At 66.0% G+C, this 18,519-nt stretch carries 18 protein-coding genes; 9 read left to right on the top strand and 9 right to left on the bottom strand.

The genetic code is table 11. The annotated features are described in order from the left end of the window. Positions 1-43 precede the first annotated feature (43 nt). From ACZ5KV_RS01370 to ACZ5KV_RS01340, 7 genes are all read right to left on the bottom strand, one after another. On the bottom strand, positions 44-844 hold the full coding sequence (locus ACZ5KV_RS01370) for an energy-coupling factor ABC transporter ATP-binding protein (protein ID WP_464240550.1): 801 nt from the start codon (positions 842-844) through the stop codon (positions 44-46). Next, positions 841-1,602: a cobalt ECF transporter T component CbiQ gene (gene cbiQ / locus ACZ5KV_RS01365; protein ID WP_464240549.1), complete on the bottom strand. Its 762-nt coding sequence runs from the start codon at positions 1,600-1,602 to the stop codon at positions 841-843. The genes ACZ5KV_RS01370 and cbiQ overlap by 4 nt, the downstream gene beginning before the upstream one ends. After that, positions 1,599-2,237 (bottom strand): hypothetical protein, encoded by a 639-nt coding sequence (locus tag ACZ5KV_RS01360; protein WP_464240548.1) that lies wholly within the window; start codon positions 2,235-2,237, stop codon positions 1,599-1,601. Before ACZ5KV_RS01360 ends, cbiQ begins: the two co-directional genes overlap by 4 nt. Before the next feature lie 215 nt (positions 2,238-2,452). Then, a complete protein-coding gene (locus ACZ5KV_RS01355; protein WP_464240547.1) occupies positions 2,453-3,907 on the bottom strand; it encodes a transferase in 1,455 nt (484 codons plus the stop codon). 94 nt (positions 3,908-4,001) lie between these two features. Further along, positions 4,002-5,483: an SLC13 family permease gene (locus ACZ5KV_RS01350; protein WP_464240546.1), complete on the bottom strand. Its 1,482-nt coding sequence runs from the start codon at positions 5,481-5,483 to the stop codon at positions 4,002-4,004. Positions 5,484-5,522: 39 nt separating this feature from the next. Beyond that, positions 5,523-6,071 carry a CBS domain-containing protein gene (locus tag ACZ5KV_RS01345; RefSeq protein ID WP_464240545.1) on the bottom strand — a complete coding sequence of 183 codons (549 nt, stop codon included), beginning with the start codon at positions 6,069-6,071 and terminating at the stop codon, positions 5,523-5,525. A gap of 70 nt (positions 6,072-6,141) precedes the next feature. Then, positions 6,142-6,522, bottom strand: coding sequence for a hypothetical protein (locus tag ACZ5KV_RS01340; RefSeq protein WP_464240544.1), 381 nt, complete (start codon positions 6,520-6,522; stop codon positions 6,142-6,144). Between the two features lie 920 nt (positions 6,523-7,442). Between ACZ5KV_RS01340 and ACZ5KV_RS01335 the strand changes: the two genes are divergently transcribed. The 3 genes from ACZ5KV_RS01335 to ACZ5KV_RS01325 all read left to right on the top strand — a co-directional run bounded on the left by ACZ5KV_RS01335 (position 7,443) and on the right by ACZ5KV_RS01325 (position 10,764). Continuing rightward, complete coding sequence (locus tag ACZ5KV_RS01335) at positions 7,443-8,360, top strand: IS1595 family transposase (RefSeq protein WP_464240543.1); 918 nt, start codon at positions 7,443-7,445, stop codon at positions 8,358-8,360. After that, on the top strand, positions 8,353-9,375 hold the full coding sequence (locus tag ACZ5KV_RS01330; protein WP_464240542.1) for a hypothetical protein: 1,023 nt from the start codon (positions 8,353-8,355) through the stop codon (positions 9,373-9,375). The genes ACZ5KV_RS01335 and ACZ5KV_RS01330 overlap by 8 nt, the downstream gene beginning before the upstream one ends. 831 nt (positions 9,376-10,206) lie before the next feature. Beyond that, a complete protein-coding gene (locus tag ACZ5KV_RS01325; RefSeq protein ID WP_464240541.1) occupies positions 10,207-10,764 on the top strand; it encodes a hypothetical protein in 558 nt (185 codons plus the stop codon). 67 nt (positions 10,765-10,831) lie between these two features. Here the strand turns inward: ACZ5KV_RS01325 and ACZ5KV_RS01320 are convergent, their stop codons facing one another. Then, a complete protein-coding gene (locus tag ACZ5KV_RS01320) occupies positions 10,832-11,194 on the bottom strand; it encodes a NifB/NifX family molybdenum-iron cluster-binding protein (RefSeq protein ID WP_464240540.1) in 363 nt (120 codons plus the stop codon). Continuing rightward, entirely contained in the window at positions 11,191-12,624 is a 1,434-nt protein-coding gene (locus tag ACZ5KV_RS01315) for a sigma-54 interaction domain-containing protein (RefSeq protein ID WP_464240539.1), read from the bottom strand. Before ACZ5KV_RS01315 ends, ACZ5KV_RS01320 begins: the two co-directional genes overlap by 4 nt. Positions 12,625-12,920: 296 nt before the next feature. On the opposite strand from ACZ5KV_RS01315, the gene ACZ5KV_RS01310 reads away from it, so the two are divergent. The 6 genes from ACZ5KV_RS01310 (at position 12,921) to glgA (ending at position 18,495) form a co-directional block, all read left to right on the top strand. Further along, entirely contained in the window at positions 12,921-13,349 is a 429-nt protein-coding gene (locus ACZ5KV_RS01310; protein WP_464240538.1) for a response regulator, read from the top strand. Positions 13,350-13,358: 9 nt separating this feature from the next. Beyond that, entirely contained in the window at positions 13,359-13,757 is a 399-nt protein-coding gene (locus tag ACZ5KV_RS01305; RefSeq protein ID WP_464240537.1) for a response regulator, read from the top strand. Between the two features lie 299 nt (positions 13,758-14,056). After that, positions 14,057-14,647, top strand: coding sequence for a TrmH family RNA methyltransferase (locus ACZ5KV_RS01300; protein WP_464241790.1), 591 nt, complete (start codon positions 14,057-14,059; stop codon positions 14,645-14,647). After that, positions 14,632-15,264 carry an L-threonylcarbamoyladenylate synthase gene (locus ACZ5KV_RS01295; RefSeq protein WP_464240536.1) on the top strand — a complete coding sequence of 211 codons (633 nt, stop codon included), beginning with the start codon at positions 14,632-14,634 and terminating at the stop codon, positions 15,262-15,264. The genes ACZ5KV_RS01300 and ACZ5KV_RS01295 overlap by 16 nt, the downstream gene beginning before the upstream one ends. A 1,259-nt stretch (positions 15,265-16,523) precedes the next feature. Continuing rightward, entirely contained in the window at positions 16,524-16,997 is a 474-nt protein-coding gene (locus tag ACZ5KV_RS01290) for an NUDIX domain-containing protein (RefSeq protein ID WP_464240535.1), read from the top strand. 40 nt (positions 16,998-17,037) lie between these two features. Then, complete coding sequence (gene glgA, locus ACZ5KV_RS01285; RefSeq protein ID WP_464240534.1) at positions 17,038-18,495, top strand: glycogen synthase GlgA; 1,458 nt, start codon at positions 17,038-17,040, stop codon at positions 18,493-18,495. Positions 18,496-18,519: the final 24 nt, after the last annotated feature.

Below are 18,519 nucleotides of genomic sequence, written 5' to 3'. Positions count from 1 at the left end.
CTCGGCTGCTCCTTGTCCGTTGCTGGCGGCCCGGGCGTGCGCCTCAGGCGGGGGTGTGGCCGGGGTCCGGCCCGGGCCCGGCGGCGTGTTCGTGGTCGTCTTCATGCACGTGGGGCACCGCGCCGTGGGCGTGGGCATGCACATGGGCATGCACGTGGGCGTGAATGTGCTCGTGGGTCGCGGTGTGGCCGTCGAAATGGACGCGCCCGTCGGCCAGGGCGTAGATCGTCCGCGTGGTCTGGGCCAGGAAGTCGAAATCGTGGGAAATGATGATGCGCGGGATGTCCAGTTCGTCCAGGATGGCGATGAGCCGGGCGCGGGTGTCGGTGTCCAGGGCGTTGGTGGGTTCGTCCAGGAACAGCGCCCGGGGCCGCATGGCCAGCACGGCCGCCAGGGACACGAGTTTCTTCTCCCCGCCGGAAAGTTTGTAGGTGATGCGCTGCTCGAAGCCCGCAAGGCCCAGGCGGCCCAGGGTTTCACGCGCGCGGGCCAGGGCCTCGGCGGGCGCGAGCCCCAGGTTCAGCGGCCCGAAGGCCACGTCTTCCAGCACCGAGGGGTAGAAGAGCTGGTCGTCGGCGCTCTGGAAGAGCAGGCCCACCTCGCGGCGGATGGCCGTGAAGTCGCGGTCGCACGTCAGGGGCTGGCCGTGGTGCAGCACCTGCCCCGCGTCCGGCCGGGCAAGGCCCATGACGATGCGCGCCAGGGTCGTCTTGCCCGAGCCGTTGGGGCCGATCAGCCCGATCTGCTCGGTTCCGGCAAAGGAGAAATCCAGGTCGCGCAGCACGGGAGGATGGCCCGGGTAGCCGTAGGTGACCTTGCGCAGTTCGAACAGCGGGGCGCTCATGGCGCGGTCCCCCAAAGCCCGGCCCAGGCCAGCAGCGCCGAGGCGCAAAGCATGGCGGCCAGGAAAAGATGATCCACAGGCCGGGCGGCCAGCGGGTTGATGGAACGCAACTCGCCGGTGAAGCCCCGGCAGAGCATGGCTTCGCGCACGCGCTCGGCGCGGTCCATGCCGCGCACGAGGATCATGCCCGCGAGGCAGGCGTAGGCCCTCCAGGTGTGCAGGTCCGAGCGGGGCACGAAGCCGCGCACGGTCATGGCCTGGCGCATGCGGCGGAATTCTCCGGCCATGGCCTGCACGGCGCGGTGGGTGAACACCAGCAGCAGCGCCAGCTTGAGGGGCACGCCGACCTTGCGCAGGGCATGGCCCAGGTCCTGGACCGGGATGGTCGCCACCAGGGCCATGAAGGCCAGGACGATGGCGTTCGATTTCAGGGTGATGAGCGCGGCCAGTTCCAGGCCCTGGCGCGTGGCCGCGAGCCCGAGCACGGAGAATGCGGGCTCTCCGGGCGTGCTGAAGGGCATGAGCACCCAGAGCAGGGCGATGAAGACGTTCACCGCGCCCAGGCGGCGGGCCACCTCGCCCAGGGGCGGACGCGCGGCGGCCAGCAGCAGGGCCGAGGCCGCCAGGGCCGCCCAGGCCGCGGGCCGGGCCTGGATCACCGCCGCCGCGACGGACCACGCCGTGGCCGCCACGAGGCGGGCGCGCGGGTCCAGGCGGTGCAGCGGGCCGTGGCCGTGCTGCAGGCGCTCCTCGATCACCGGCCCGCCTTGCGGCTGTGCATCCAGGCGGCGATGCCGAACAGGCCCAGGATGTAGCCGATGCCCGCCAGCACGTCGTGGACCGTGGGGCCCGGCTCGGCCATGGCCGCCAGGGAGCGGCGCAGGGGCGCCAGCTCGTGGCTCACGGCATCGGCCACGATGCGCCGCAGGACGGCTTCGTCCACCGGGGCCGCGCCGGAAGCGGCCTGGGGGGCGGCGGAAGGGGCGCCGGGCGTGGGCGCGGCCTCGCCGCCGGGCGCGGCGCCTTCCAGGTCGGCTAGGTATTCCCCGGCCTTGATGGTCCACTCGCCCCGGTGGCCCTCGCCCGCCAGCAGCACCAGATTCAGGTCCGCCCGGGCGTCGCGCGCGGCCTGGGGCACGGCAAAGGCGCCGCGGCCCTCGGCGTCGGTCTGCGTGGTCAGCAGCAGGGCGCCCGAAGCGGCGTCGTAGACCTCCACCGGGGAGTTCATGACCGGCTTGCCGCCGCTGAAGGAAGCCTCCAGGCGGATCGTGTCACCCTCGGTGTAGGCGAAGATGTTGGCGCGGTGTGCCTGGGCCGCCTCCGGCAGGGCGGCCAGGACGGCCAGGGCCAGGGCCGCCAGAAGGGCGGCGTGAAGGCTGCGTGCGGAATGCATGGCGTTTCTCCGTTGCCTGGGCCGCGCGGCGGCCGGTTGCCCCGGGTGCGTGCCCGGTGGATGGCGCGTATCACAAAGTGGCGCGAAGTGCCATAGCGCGGATATGTTCCCGGTGGCGCAAGCGCGTGGTTCGGATGCGCCGGGCACCGGGCCCGACGGCAGGCGCCCCGGCCCGCGCTGCGGGCCGGGGCGCCAGGACGGGAACCCGGGGCGTACTAGTCGTCGTCGCCGAAAATGTCCTCACGCGCGGGGCTGATTTCCAGGGTCGGGTAGAGACCCTGCTTGTCCCCGGCGGGGTAGGGCTGGACGATGTTGTAGGCCATGTCGTTGTTCTTCTGGGCGTGGCCCGCGCCCTGGCCGGTGGCGGGGTCGTAGTAGGCGCCGTTGGCCTCCAGGATGTGCCGGATGCGGTTGGAGAACGCATCCACGAAGGCCCGGCCGCTGCCGGAAAAGCGCATGGTGCCGAAGTCGGCCTCGCCGCTGAAATCGCGCAGCCGCGAGAGGGAAACGGAGTGGCGCTTGAGGTCTTCGGCGTTCTGGATGTAGCCCCAGACCAGGGTGCCCGGGGGGATGGCCAGGGGCTCGACCGCGTCGATGATGGTGTGCGGCATGACGATGCAGCCCTTGCCGATTTGCAGCGGGTGCTCCGGGGTGCCGTGGACGAAGGCGTTGAAGCCCACGAAGCAGTTGGACTCGCAGTGGGCGTGGATGATCTTCCCGCCGTGGGCCGTGACGTTGTAGCCCTCCAGGCGCGAGTGGACGATGTAGCAGTTCTCCTGGGCGTTGGCGCCGTGGCCCAGGGATGCCTCGGCCAGGTAGGCCCGCTGGCAGACGAGCACGTTCTCGTCGATGTTCGTTTCGCCCTTGACCACGGCGTAGGGCGACAGGGACGCGCCCCGGGGCACGGGGATGGAAACGGACTGGTTCACGGTCGAGTAGACCGGGATGAAGTCCTCTTTGCGGTCCTCCACGTAGTCCATCATGATGCCCGAGGGGCAGCTTCCGGGCTCGTAGTGCACGAAGCGGTCGAGCACTTCCTGGGGGAACTGGTAGTCGAACTCGAAGGAGCCTTCGGAGCGGATCCAGACCCGGCCGGGCTTGACGTAGGTGTGCGACAGCTCGCCGACCTGCACGTAGCTGTGGGCGCCGAACACGCAGTTGTGGGCGCTGGTGAAGTCCACCGTGGCGAAGGGCTCGAGCAGGCAGCCCTCCACGGGCGAGCCGTGGATATTGGACCAGTGCAGGGCCACGGTGTTGCGGATGGCGAATTTTTCGAGGTTTTCGGGGTCGTGGGAATAGTTGTGGACCAGGGTCTTGAGCAGGTAGCTGTCGCGGATGGCGATGAATTCGTCGCTGTAGACTTTGATCTTCATGCCCTCGATGTCGAACACGTCGCCCTTGCGCTTGAGTTCGTCGCCGCGGATGTCGCTCTTGTAGATAATGGAGCGCTGGACATCGCACTTGCCGAGGAAATAGGTGCCGGACAGGCAGGATTCGCGGAATTTGAAATGCAGGGGGTGGTGCAGGGTCAGGGCGTAGAAGGCGTAGAAACAGGAGAAATGTTCGAATGGGACCAGCTCGCGGATGTGGGGGCCCACATCCGCAAACTCTCGCAAGTTGACGTTGGCCCTCGTGATGATGCTCTCCAGCAACTTGTTCAACTGACTCATGAAGATACCGCCTTGCTTTCGTTTGGCGAAGAGAGGGGCGACGCCGGCCCGACCCGGCGCCGCCCCTTTGTCTACGCTTTTGGTTCCCTACGGTCTAGCCCCCGGTGGGCAGGGTGGTGGGCATGCCCATCAGCGGCCAGATGACGAACACGGCCAGCCCGACGACGATCAGCAGGATGATGCTGGCCGGGATGCCGAGCATGAAGAACTCGCCGCTGGTGAACTGGCGCGAGTTGTAGGCGATGGCGTTGGGCGCCGCGCCCACAAGCAGCAGGAAGGGCATGCCCGCCGTGACCAGCGAGGCGAACAGGATGACCTCGCCGGACACGCCCAGGTAGGGCGCGATGACCAGGGCCACGGGCAGGGAGATGGCGATGGCCGCCACGTTCATGATGAAGTTGGTCATGACCATGACGAAGAAGGCGATGGACATGACGAAGACGAACCAGTGGGCCTCCTTGAAGATGGCCAGCCAGTTCACGGCCAGCCACTTGGCCGCGCCCGTCTCCCACAGGCAGAAGCCGATGGACATGGCTCCGGCGAAGAGCAGCACGATGTTCCAGGGCACTTCTTCCAGGTCCTTCAGGTCCAGGATGCGCAGGACGTAGAAGAGCACGGTGGAGGACAGGATGATGGCCGTCTTGTCGATGGCGTCCAGGGCCGGGATGAAGGAGCGCAGGCTCATGATGACGATGGCGGCGCCGACGATGACGGCGGCCAGGATCTCATCGCGCGAGAGCGGCCCCAGGGAGGCGTTCAGCTCACGGGCCTTCTGGCGCAGGCCGGGAATGGTCTTCTTTTCGGGCTTGCAGGCGATCATGATGAAGCCCCACAGCAGGAAGATCATCAGCCAGCCTATGGGCGCCATGTAGTAGGACAGCTCGAAGAAGCTGATTTCCTTGCCCATGATGTCCTTGTAGAACCCCAGGGCCACCGCGCCGCGCGCGGCGCCGAGCAGGGTCACGATGGACCCCGCGCCCGCCACGAAGGCCATGCCGACGAACAGGCCCTTGCCGAACCTGGTCGGGGTGTGCGGATCGTCGGAGTACAGGCCGTAGATGGCGATGAGCAGCGGGTAGAGGGTCGCGGCCACGGCGGTGTGGGCCATGATATGCGTGAGCAGGCCGCAAACCACGAAGGACCCCAGGTAGATCATGGACGTACGCTCGCCCACGATGTCGAGCATCTTGTATGCCAGGCGCTTGGTCAGGCCGGTCTTGGTGAACACGGCGCCGATGACCAGCGAGGCGAAGATGAACATGACCGAGGGGTCCATGAAGTCCTTGAAGGCGACCTTGGCCGGGCGGATGAGGAAGGCGGCCTGGAGGATGCCGATCATCAGCGAGGTGATGCCGATGGGCACGACCTCGAAGACCCACCAGGTGCCTGCCAGCAGGAACACCGCCAGGGCGCCTTTGCCCTCGCGGCTCAGCGTGAAGTGCGCGCCCATGGGGTCCACGGCGTCGGGCCAGGCCGGGGAGAAATAAACGACGGTGAACAGGACCAGCCCCGTGAGCAGGAACACGAGGCGCTTCCAGTCGAAAGGTTGAGCGGGTGCCGTTGCTGCTGCGTTCATGGTTGCATTATCCTTTGTGGTCGGGTTGGAAATCGGGGCTTACAGGGCGCAGGCCAGGGTCATGTCCTTCACGCGCTTGAACACGTCGCCGAAGCGCAGCACGCCGCTGACGCGCCCGCCCGGGCCGCGCACCAGCAGCGGCTGATGCACGCCCATGACGTAGCGGTGCAGGCCCACGTCCACGGGGTCGGTCTCCTCGACGAATTCGGCGGCCTCGGGGCGGTGCATGATGTCGCCCACGGTCAGGCGCGCGGCGCGCTGGCACAGGGTGGGCAAGGGCTTGGCCCACAGGTCGAAGTCCTTGTATATTCCGGCCAGATAGCCCGGGGTGAGCACCGAGGTGCTCGACAGGGATTCCAGGATGCTTTTGTAGCCCGGCTCCAAAGCCAGAAATACGTCGTAGATGGTCACCTTGCCGGCCACCTGGCCGTCCGGGCCCATGACCAGGGCGTCGCGGTGGCAGTGGGCCGCGGCCTTGGCGGCGCGGGCGGCTTCCAGGGCCTGGAAGTACTCGTACAGCGTGTGCTCCTCGCGCACGGTGACGTATTCCTCGATGGGAATCATGAGTTCCTTGATGGTCGTTTCCATGAACCTGCCTCCTGGCGATGTTGTGGCCGACCCGGGGCCGACCTTGTGTGCATGGGCGCGGGGCGCCCGGTCAGCGTTGCGGGCCCCGGGCGGCGCGCCCGGCCTGTTCGATCCGGGCCAGCAGATCCGCCATCTCGAAGGGCACGAGCATGTCGTCGAACACGCCGTGGCGGCGGGCCTGCATGGCGAAATCGACGTCGCCGCCGGGCTCGAGCAGGATGATTCCGGCCCGGGGGGCGGCGGCCAGAAGCCGCGTGAGCAGGGCGAGGTCCTTGTCGTGTTCCTCTCCGGCGGCGAACAGCACCACCTCGGCGCCCCGGTCGGCCAGCACGCGCACGGCCTCGTCGGGGTCCGCCTCGGCCAGCACGTCCAGGCCGCAGTCCGTGAGCCGGTCCGCGACCTTGTGCCTGAAGCCGTCTTCCGGCGCGATGAGAAGCACCCTGTAGTCCATGATCCCCCGCTTTTCGGCCCGGCCCGGGCCTCCCCGGCCAGTGGCCAATGCAACATACTGAATTTACTTGTGAAAGAAAGAGATAAAATTCACAAGTCGAGATTGGTAGAGCATGAAATATGCCAGAGAGGAATACGTAGTATTTTTGGTATGTTGTAAAAAGAAAGGTTCGAGTTGTCCGGGAAGTGAAACAAAATAAGACAAAATGAAAGATTCAAGATGAAACATTCTGATACGAAAAGGTTGAATATGAGCGGAACAGTCTGTTTTTTCAGGATGCGTTCCGTTCGTGGCGCAACTGTTCCGGGCGCGACTTTTCCTCCCGAAGCGGTCGGATTTTGCGGCGGTGGAGCGGGCCAGGCGATGGGGTGGTCGATACGGAGCGTGGCGCGTGGAGCGGGCCGGACGGCAGGCGGATGGCGGGAAGAGCGAGGCGCGCGGGGGGCCCCCTGCGGCGGTCCCGAAGGCGGGAGGTCTCCCTGCCCGCGAAGATGCGCGGGGCCGGAAAGAGGAGTCGCGGTGGCCGGGGGGCGCGGCGGAATTGTTGTGCGATGATGCAAAAAGCCTGTGCCGCCGCCGCCGGTGGCGTTTCCGCTGGCCGCGCCCGCCTGCACCCGGGCGGGCTTCGCCGCCGGGGCCCCGAAGGGGGGCTCCCTGTCCGTGAAGGTGCAAGGATTTACCCGGCCGGGCCACGATCCCTGCCTGGTGGACCTGTCCCACCCAAGGCCGACCTTTGCTCCGGGCGAATTCTGTCGTCCGGCCCGCATCCCGCGCCGCGCTTCGCTTATTTCCCGCATGGGATTTTTTTGGGGACTATATACATAGCTAGCCAAAACTTGCTTAAAACTTTATAAGCGCACTTGACTAGCCACTTTTGATTCGCTATCTTGTATCCAACAAGACACGAATGGAGAGCGCCAATGTCTAGCAACGATTCATTAAGCCTCTACGAATTCTTACAAAATTTCCCGGATGAAGAATCTTCCCGCGTGTACTTTGAAAATAGGCGCTGGGGAGATGAGCGGCGATGCCCCCATTGCGGCAGCGACAACACGGTTGAGTGCGTTGACCACAAGCCCATGCCCTACCGCTGCCGATCCTGCCGAAAGCATTTCAGTGTCCGCACTGGAACCGTCCTGTCTGAATCAAAGGTTCCTCTCCATAAGTGGCTCATGGCTATTTACATGATGACCACGGCCCGCAAGGGAATTCCGTCCACTCAAATGGCTAGAGAGCTTGGCGTTACCCAAAAGACTGCTTGGTTTCTTGCTCACCGCATCCGCGAAGCGTGGTTTGGTGACGGGAACGACAGGCTTGATGGGCAAGTCCAAGTTGACGAGTGCTATATCGGCGGCAAGGAGACCAACAAGCACTCAAATAAGAAGCTGAGAATGGGCCGTGGCAGCGTGGGCAAGTCACCAGTCGGCGTGGTGTCCGAGTCTGGTCAAGTAATTGCCAGCCGCGTTGACCGTGTTGACAAAAAGACACTTCACGAGTTTATTGCTCACAATGTGGCCCAAGGTTCGGTTGTTGTGACTGACGATTTGGCCTCTTATCGTGGGATAGCCGGATATAAGCATATCACAGTGAAGCATTCAGTTGGCGAGTACATTAAGGACAAGGCGCATACGAACGGGATTGAAAGTTTCTGGGCGCTCCTCAATCGTGGATACTATGGCGTCTATCACTATATGAGTGCAAAGAATCTGCACAGATACATCAATGAGTTTTCTTTCAGGCACAACACTTTTGATTTGTCAACCATGGAATTCATTGAACGCACTTTGTGCGAAACCGTAGGCCAGAGGCTTACGTATGTGGAGTTGGCTCATGGCTAGAAAACAGAAGCTTATCGAACCAATTGATGCTGATTTTGATGATGTGTCAGCTGCAGTTTTAGGCCCACCCCAAATATCACAAAAAATCAATGTGTTAGACGCAAAACTTCCTGTTTTAGGCCCACCCCCGACTCAGGGGGTATTATTCCATGTTGAAAAGCAAGTTGAATACCGTGGGATCGAAATGGGCGTTCTTGAAAATGGGACGCCGTATTTGACCGAAAGCGGCCTAGCTAGAATGTGCGGTGCCGACAGGAAGGTTATCAATCGCCTCGCATCCAACTGGCAAGATGAAAAAAGTAAACCGCGAGGTAAGAAAATTGTAAAACTTCTTAAGTCATTTAACTATGACGAAAATTTTCTATTCGTCCCGTCAGAATACAATGGGTCAAGGATTAATGCGTACACCGAGCCAGTATGTATGGCAATCCTTGAATACTACGCCTTTGTTGCAGATGATAAAAAAGAACAGGCTATTGTTGCCTACAGGCTACTTGCAAGACAAACTTTCAGGGATTTAATATATACTGCAACTGGCTATACTCCAAATAGAGAAGCCCTGGATAGTTGGAAGCATTTTCACGACAGGATTGATATCACACTTGATGCGGTACCACTTGGTTATTTCAGTGTGTTCAGAGAAATAGCATCAATAATTGTACCGATGATTAGATCTGGCATCATCATAAGCGACAAGGTTGTTCCAGATATTTCGGTTGGAAAAGCATGGAGTAAGTTTTGGACAGACAACAACCTCGCTGAGCACTTTGGGGAGAGAACACGCTTTAACCATGAATACCCAGATTATTATCCTCAAGCCAAAAGCAACCCGCAACCGTCGTATGCCTACCCTGATGCGGCGCTTGGATACTTTCGGCAATGGTTAAGGATTAACTACTTAACAGTAAAATTCCCTAAGTATCTTCTCTCAAGCGCCAAACAGGGGAAAATACCGACAGAGACCGCCCTAAAGGCTATCGGAGCCTTCCAGGGTATAGACCAAATTGAAAAATAGGATTAACGGATAAAGAACTTCAGAATGGGAGCCTCAGGGCGCATTCAGAGCATCTCCGCAGGCAGGCCACAATCTGGGTGACGGCTGACCAGAGGACTGGCCCTGGTCACAACCTGCAACAAGGAGAATGTGTATGGATGATGCGATCGCGTTGGCCATTGCTATCCTTCAGCTTGTTAATGTCACGATGACCGTCGTGGCTAAGCTGAAGAAGCTGTGGTCCTAACCTAAGCAGTCGCCCTGTGGCTCCCTCCATTTCTAATCATTTCTCACAGAAAATCAAGTTTTCATATTGGTCAACAAAATCAATCTTGTTGGATCGCGGCTAGCCAAGTATATAGCTCCCATTTTTTTACAAACCCTGGGTGCCTCCGGAGGAGCAAGCCATTCCGGGCAGGGAGGGGCGGAGCGGAGGCCGGGGGAACCGAAGTTTTAGTTAAATATTCAGCGTGTTATGAATTTGCCGCCGATTTTCTCTGACCGGAATTTCCTTTGTTCTGCGGAAGAATCCCCTCTTGCCTTTCCTCTTGGGAATCGTTACATCTTTCACATGGCTGTTTGTTCATTCAAACAGTATGTATGCACGCGGCGCGGCCAGGATATTTCCGCCCGGGGCGGGTGGTTCCGGCAGGCTGTTCCGGCGGTCGGCCCGGCCGGGGAGTTGCCCCGGGTTTCGCGGAGCCGCCAGGGCGCGCACGTTCCGTTGCCGCCGGTCGGCGCGGAAAGCCGCTGGGCGGCCCGCCACGGCGGGGGGCCGGTGCCGGGCCCGGCGCCGCATGAGGGCGAAGGCAACAAGGGTGGAAACGCCGTAACAGCAAGGAGATTGAAGACGTGCAACTCGTATTCGCCGCCGAAGGCAATTGTTGCGACCTGGCCGTGCACCCCGTCTCGGAGGCCACGGCGCGCAAGGTGCGGCGCCTGGGTAGCGGTATTTACAAGCAGAAGTATTTGAACTGGTGGCGCAAGGGCAACACCTGCGCCTACGGCATGCGCCTGGACGCCGAGCTGCGCGTGCGCGTGGCCCTGGACGGCGCGCCCGTGGCGGGCGGCGGGCAGGACCTGCCGCGCGGGCGCATGGACGTGACCCCGCCGCGGCACCTGGGCGCCAAGGTCAACTACCTGTGCGTCATGGGGTACGACAACGAGCGCTGCGGGTGCTCCTGGGTCTGGAACGGCGTGGCCGACTATGATCCCGCCGGGTTCTCCTACGAAACGCGGCGCCTGGATCAGGCCATGGGCACGGCGGATTACCTGGTGCTCGAGGCGGTGCTCTACCAGGGGCGCCCGGCGGACGACGTGCGCTGGCACGGCTCCAAGGGCTTCGAGCTCATCGTGCCCCGGGTGATCGCCCTGGATCGCCCCGTTCAAGGCCGGGCCGTGGGCCTGTAGGCCGCATTTTCCTCATCGCGGCGGCGCGCGGCGGCGGGTGGGCCCGCCCCGCGCGCCTTTTTTGGGCTCATTCCCCTCCGGGTAGGGGCGCGAGCACGGCTCCCGGCTCCAGGGCGCCCCGGGCCAGGGCCCGGATCACGGCGTCCAGGTTCCCGACCACGGAGTCGAGCACGCGCACGTCCTTCCATTGCAGGTACTCGTAGTACTTGTCCTCCACCGCGCCGCAGACCACCACGTCGATCTTCTCCGTGAGCGCCAGCTTGCACAGTTCGTCGGCCGAGGCCGAGGAAAGCACAAGGGTTTTGGCCTCGCGCACGCTTCCGTCGGGCTCGATGCGTCCGATCCATACGTCGGCCGTCAGGTCGAAGCGCGGGGCCACGGTGTCCAGGTCCAGGGTGATGAGGGCCTTCACGGCCCGGGGGGCGGTCATCGGCGCTCCTCCTCGTCGGGCATCTCCAGCCCGTGGCTGCGCATCTTGCGCCATAGGGTGCTGCGGGCCCAGCCCAGGATCTCGGCGGCCCGGCCGCGTCTGCCCCGGGCCTGGGTCAGGGCTTCGAGGATCAGCTCGCGCTCGGCCTCGCGCCAGCTCGACGCCCCGGGCCGGGGCGCGGCGGCGCGCAGGGGCGCCTCGGCCCGGGCCACGGGAGCCTCCATGCGCCGGGCCTCGGGGCGGGTCATGTACGTGGGCAGATGGCGCGGCGAGATGATTTCGCCGTCGCAGACGTTGACGGCGTACTCCACGATGTTGCGCAGCTCGCGCACGTTGCCGGGGTAGGGATAGCGCAGCAGCAGCTTGCGCGCTGCGGGCTCGAAGCCGCCGATGCGCTTCTGGAAGGCGGCGTTGAACTGGGCCAGGAAATGGTCCAGGAGCATGTCCACGTCGCCGCCGCGCTCGCGCAGGGGGGGCAGGTGCATGCGCACCACGTTGAGCCGGAAGAGCAGGTCCTCGCGGAAACGGCCCTCGCGGACCATGGCCTCCAGGTCGCGGTGGGTGGCGGCGATGATGCGCACGTCCACCTTGAGGCCCTTGGTGCCGCCCAGAGGATAGACGGTCTTGTCGTCCAGGAAGGAAAGCAGCTTGACCTGGAGCGACAGGGGCAGGTCGCCGATTTCGGTCAGAAACAGGGTGCCGTTGTGGGCCAGCTTGAAGCGCCCGCTCTTGTTCTCCACCGCGCCGGTGAAGGCGCCCTTGACGTGGCCGAACAGTTCGGACTCCAGCAGGGTTTCGGGCAGGGCGCCGCAGTTGACCTTGACGAAGGGGCCCTTGGCCCGGTCCGAGGCCTGGTGCAGGGCTTCGGCCAGCAGGTCCTTGCCCGTGCCCGTCTCCCCGGTGACGAGCACGGAGGAATCGGTCTGGGCGATGCTGGGCAGGAGCTTGAAGACCCCGCCCATCCGCGGGCTCTGGCCGATGAAGCCCGCGTAGCCCAGGGCGTTCATGTTTTTCGGTTCCATGTTCTGGAACAGCCGCAGGTCCTCGATGGTCTCCATGTAGCCCGCCAGGTGGCCCCGGGCGTCGTGCAGGGCCGAGGCGGTGATGCGCACGGGCAGGCGCAGGCGGTCGGCGTTGATGATGTCGCCCTCGCGGCACAGCGGGCCCGACCCGGCGGCCAGCTCGGCCACCGGGCAGCCGCGCACGCAGACGTTGGCGCGCAGCACGTGGCGGCAGGGCAGGCCCACGGCGCGCCGGGCCGGGAAGCCCGTCAGCACCTCGGCGGCCTGGTTCATGGCCACCACGGTGCGCTCGCGGTCGAGCAGCACCACGGCCAGGGGAATCTCGTCCAGCAGGGGCAGGAAGGGGATGGGCGCGTCGAACACGCCGTCGATGCGCGGGGCGGCCCGGGCCGTGGGGGGCTCGGTCATCTGGGCGCTCCTGGGTTGCGGGTTGCGCCCCGGGGTCAGGCCCCGGCGCACTTTTTCTATGAAACATTTTGAAACGGTTTGGCAAGGGCCAATATGCGGCAATTCGCTCCAGGTCGCGTTGTTTCTATTGACATATCGCTTGTTTCCTGTGCAATGGACCTATGTGAAGAAGTGAACGAGACGCCCGTTCCAACGGGCGAGTGGTGGACAGGAAAAAAGCAGGGCCCCGCCGGGGCCGGGACAACGCGACAGGCGCCGGGCCGCAATCGGCCGTGCCGCGCCGCGAGGAGAGAGCGATGCACGAGAAGGTCTTGTTGGTGGACGACGAGCAGGGCTTCGTGGAGGCCATGGAAAAGCGACTGGCCAAGCGGGGCATGGTGGTGCGCACGGCGCTTTCGGGCGAGGCCGCCCTGGACGCCCTGCAAACCGCGGGCACCGAGGTGGTCGTCCTGGACGTGAAGATGCCGGGCATGGACGGGGTGGAAACCCTGCGGCGCATCAAGGCCGAATACCCGCTGGTGGAGGTCATCATGCTGACCGGCCACGGCACGGTGGAGACGGCCATCGAGGGCATGCGCCTGGGCGCCTTCGATTACCTGATGAAGCCCTGCGAAATCGAGGACCTGGTGGCCAAGGTCGGCAAGGCCGCCCTGCGTCACCAGGGCCACGAGGCGCGCATCCTCCAGGCCGAGGCCGAGGCCATCGCCCTGCGCCGGGGCGACTAGGACCGCGCCGTGACCTCGGTGGATGCGACCGGTCGGCCCCTGCGCCTGCTGCTGGTGGACGACGAGGCGGGCTTCGCGGACGTGCTTGCCAGGCGGCTGGCACGTCGGGGGCTGCGCGTCCAGGTGGCCGGGTCCGGGCGCGAGGCCGTCCGCATCCTGCGCCGGGCCGATTTCGACGTGGCCGTGGTCGACCTCAAGATGGAGGGCATGGACGGCATCGAACTGCTGCGGATCGTCAAGGCCATGGTCCCGGAGCTGCCGGTGATCCTGTTCACCGGGCACGGCTCGGAACGGGCCACGCGTCAGGGCCTGGCCCTGGGAGCCTTCGACTCTCTGCTCAAACCTTGTGAACTGGACGAACTGCTGGGCAAGATTCGTCAGGCGGCCGCCCAGGGCGCGCCTGCCTGAATCCGCCCGGCGGACCGGGCACAGCGCTTCTTCGCCCCCCGGGCCGCCCGCGCGGCCCGGGGGGCTTTGCGTGGGCGCGGGCGCGGCGGGGGGCCGGGAAACGGGCCCAGGGCCCAGGCGGTTTCCAATCCGGGCGAAACCGTGTATGTCCTGTCCGCCCGGCCCGTCCGGCCCGGCTCCGTCCGGTGCCGCGCCGGACGGCAGGAGGAACCATGCACGACGACGATACGACCCCGGCCCCCGAGGTCCGCAAGAAGGAGCGGACCCGCGTGCGCCGCACGAGGAGCGCTGTGAAGAGAATCCCCGAATGCCGGACCGATGACCGCAAGGCCCGGGTGCGCCAGGTGCTGGAGCGCAGGCAGAAGGATCTGCGCCTGGTGCTGACCAACATCCACGACCCGCACAACGTCTCGGCCATCCTGCGCAGTTGCGACGCCTTCGGGGTCAACGAGATCGACCTGTTCTACACCGACACGGCCTTCCCCAACCTGGGGGCCAAGTCCTCGGCGTCGGCCCGCAAATGGGTGGCCCGCCGCCGTCACACCGACGCCCAGGCCATGGTCGCCGACCTGCGCGCGCGCGGCTTCCAGCTTCTGTCCACCGGCTTTTCCGGAACCGCCCGGCCGCTGACCCACTGGGACCTGACCCGGCCCACGGCCATCCTGCTGGGCAACGAGCACCGTGGCGTCTCCCCCGAACTGGAAGCCTTGGTGCCGGACCAGATTTTCATCCCGATGATGGGCATGGTCCAGAGCCTGAACGTGTCCGTGGCCGCCGCCGTGATCCTCTACGAGGCCTTCCGCCAGCGCAATGCGGCGGGCATGTACGACCATCCGAGCTTTTCCGCCGCCGAGATCGAGGCCCTGGAGCGCGAGTGGTGCGCCCGCTAGGCCCGGAGCTGGAACGAGCCCTGGCGGCCGTGGCCGCTGGGCAGTGTCTGGTCTACCCCACCGAGACCCTCTACGCCCTGGGCGGCGACGGCACCAGCGCCGCCGTGGCCGGGGCGGTGTGCGCCCTCAAGGGCCGCGATCCGGCCAAACCGTTGCCCCTGGTCATCTGCGGGCCGGAGCAGTTGCCCCTGGTCACCCCGCGGCCCGCGCCCGAAGTGCTGCGCCTGGGCGCGGCGTTCTGGCCGGGGCCGCTGTCGGTGCTGGTGCGGGCCGCGCCGGGGCTGCCCGGGGCCATGCACGACGCGCGCGGCCTGACCTCCGTGCGCGTGACTTCCCATCCCGTGGCCGCCGCGCTGTGCCGCCTGTCCGGGCGGCCTTTGGTTGCCACCAGCGCCAACCTGAGCGGCAGGCCCGCCACGGCCCGGCTGGAGGAGCTGGACCCGGCCCTGACCGCGCGGGTGGCCTGCGTGGTCGGGCTCGGCCCGGCCCCCGCGGGCGGCGCGCCGTCCACGGTGGTCGAGCCTCTGGGCGGGGCGGCCCTGGTGGTCCACCGCCTGGGGGCCGTGGGGCTGGAAGCTTTGCGCCGCGCGGGGTTCGATCCGCGTCCGGCGGCCTGAAGGCTCGCATCCGGGGAACTCCCGCCTTCCTTTCGACTCGTCCCGCCGTCCGTGGTTCAAAATCCTTGCCTTGCGGCCTGTGCGGTGCAGCCGTGTTGTACCGCCATGGCCTGTCGCCGCGCAGGCCGCGCCGTCCGGGGCTTGGCGGGCCATTGTGCCGCGCCTGGCCCCGGGGCCGGGGTCGGCCCGGGCGGGGTGCGGAGCCGGGTGGTTAAAGATTCTATACCCCGGCCCGCCCCGGCTGCGCGATGGCACGAAGGAGCGATTTGTATATAATAAATTGAAATAAAAGGATTTTTAAATAATTTTTCTGTGCCGTGTCGTTTGGCACGGGATGTGCTTAGTGAGAAGCATCCTTTCGTTCCTTCGTTGGAAGCCGGCTTTCGGGTTGTGGTGGCCCGGAAGCCGGTTTCCCCGTTTCTGGCCCGCCGCACGGCGCCAGGGGAAAACCGGGGGCCGTGCACCGACTGCCTCCGGGTGCTCCCCGGCGCCTGGCGGCGGTATAAATTCCTTGTCCTTTGGGTGCGCGAGCTTCGGGGAAGGAGCGGCCGGGCCGTTGCGCCGGTCCGCCCCCGGGCCGGGCGGCTTCGCGCGGACCCGCAGCGGAGGCAACCCCGCCGGTGGTGCCCGGAGAGCGGCGGCCCCGCACAGGGGCGGCACCGGGTGGTTAAATATTCTGAACCTCCGGCTGGCCGTGTTCGGCGGTGGCGGAAATTATGCCTCGTACAACATGCCGTAATTGCAAGATTAAAAAGGTGCCTCCTTCGTTTCGGCCCTTTGGCACGGGATGTGCTTGGTGAGAAGCATCCTTTCGTTCCTTCGTTGGAAGCCGGCTTTCGGGTTGTGGTGGCCCGGAAGCCGGTTTCCCCGTTTCTGGCCCGCCGCGCGCGTCCGGAGAGGCGGGCCGGAAGGCGTGGAGCCGGGAGGGCGACCCGGAGGCGGAGTACAAATTTCTTGCCGCCGGGGCCCCGCGCCGCCCGGAGTTGCACAACGCGCCCCCCCGCCGCCGGATGTGCCGCCCGCATGGTTTCTTCGCCCGCCCGGTTTCCCCGCAGGCGCCTGCGGTTCTCGAACCCGTGGCGGGGGGCGGGGCGCCGGTCCCCCACAGCGGAGCGAGGCGGCGGAATCGTCCTTGTCTTTCCGTTGCGATTGTCATATGTCCAAGCATGATAGCGTCTTCAAAGTCGGCGGCCCCGGCCTGAACGGGCACGGGACGGTCGGTGTGGGCGGGGTGCCTCCGGCGCCGCCCGGGGGGAGTCATGGCCTTGGAACCACACACGATCTGCCCGCACTGCGGCCGCGACGCGCCCCGGCAGCGCAACCCCTTTCCCACGGTGGATGTGGTTGTCTATGACCCCGCGCGGGGGGTGGTCCTGGTGGAGCGGGCCAACCCGCCCCACGGCTGGGCCCTGCCCGGCGGGTTCGTGGACCTGGGCGAGAGCGTGCCCGCCGCCGCCGTGCGCGAGGCCCGCGAGGAGACCGGGCTGGACGTGGTGCTCACGGGCCTTGTGGGCGTGTATTCCGACCCCGGGCGCGACCCGCGCTTCCAGACCATGAGCGTGGTCTACGCCGCCCAGGCCCGCGATCCCCTGGCCCTGCGCGCCGGGGACGACGCGGCCCGGGCCCGTTTCTGGCCCCTGGACGGGCTGCCCGCGCCCCTGGCCTTCGACCACGCGCGCATCCTGGACGATTTTGCCGCCGCCCTGGCCCGGTTTGCCGTGAAATCGTCATGAACCGCCGCTAGCGTGGCCCATGCCGCGCAGGACGACAGACATGCCAAGCTCGCCGCCCGTATTGCTCGTCACCTCCGAGATGTACCCCTTCTCCAAGACCGGGGGGCTCGGGGATGTGCTGGGTGCGCTGCCCCTGGCCCTGGCGCGCCAGGGGCTGAACGTGGCCGTGGTCACCCCGCTGTACGGGCGCATGGCCACCGGCGGACACCCCATCCATCTGGTGCGCCCCGGCGTGCCCGTGGGCTACCCCTGGGCGCCGATCACCTGCGATGTCTACATGGCCGTCTTTCACGGCGTGCCGGTCTATTTCATCGACCGCGCCGAATATTTCGACCGCCGTTACTACTATTGCACGCACCACGGCGACTATTTCGACAACTGCGAGCGATTCGTGTTCCTGGCGCGGGCGGCCCTGGCCTGGGCCCGGCGCCTGGAAACGCCCCCGGCGGTCATCCACCTGCACGACTGGCAGACCGCCGTGGCCGCCGCCTACCTGCATTTCGCCCGCTCCGGGGACCCCATCCTGGCCGACACGCGCTGCGTGCTGACCATCCACAACCTGGCCTTCCAGGGCCGCTTCGCCTCGCGGCTGTTCGAGAACAGCGGCCTGCCCTGGGAGGCCTGGGGCATGAACGGCGTGGAATTCTACGGCGACTTCAACCTGCTCAAGGCGGGCATCGCCTACGCCGACTGCATCACCACCGTGAGCCCCGGCTACGCCCGCGAAATCGTGACCCCCGAGTTCGGCTGCGGGCTGGAAGGCATCCTGGCCCACCGCCGGGGCTGCCTGCACGGCATCCTGAACGGCGCGGACTACGACGTGTGGGACCCCGGGGCCGACCGTTTCCTGCCCCGGCCCTACGACCCGGACGACCTGCGCGGCAAGCAGATCTGCAAGGAGCACCTCATCACCGCCTACGGGCTGGACCCGGCCCTGGCCAACCGGCCTATCCTCGGCTTCATCGGCCGCCTGCGCCGCCAGAAGGGCATCGACCTCGTGCTGGCGGCCATGGAGCGGCTGATGGCCCTGGACGTGGGGCTGGTGGTCCTGGGCGAGGGCAACCTGGAGTTCGAGGCGCGACTGGCCGACATGGCCGAGCGCTACCCGGGCCGCGTCTGGGCGCACATCGGCTACACCGAGGAGATGGCCCACTACATCCAGGCGGGCACGGACATTTTCCTTATGCCCTCGCGCTACGAGCCCTGCGGGCTGACCCAGATGTACGCCCTGCGCTTCGGCACGCCGCCGGTGGCGACCGCCGTGGGCGGCCTGCGCGACACCATCGTGCCCCATCCCGAGCCCGGGGCCACGGGCTTCACCTTCGCCGGGCCGGACCCGGCGCTGCTGGTGGAGGCCGTGGCCCGGGCCGTGGCCGTGTGGGAGGACGCCCCGGCCTGGCGGGCCATCCAGGAGCGCGCCATGCGCACCGCGTTTTCCTGGGACGACTCGGCCCGGGCCTACCTGGAGGTCTACCGCTCGGTGGGGGCCGCACTTTGAGGGCGCGGGGCGGGGCACATCTCG

Source organism: Desulfocurvus thunnarius, assembly GCF_055390965.1.
This window is presented reverse-complemented; position numbering and strand designations above follow the sequence as displayed.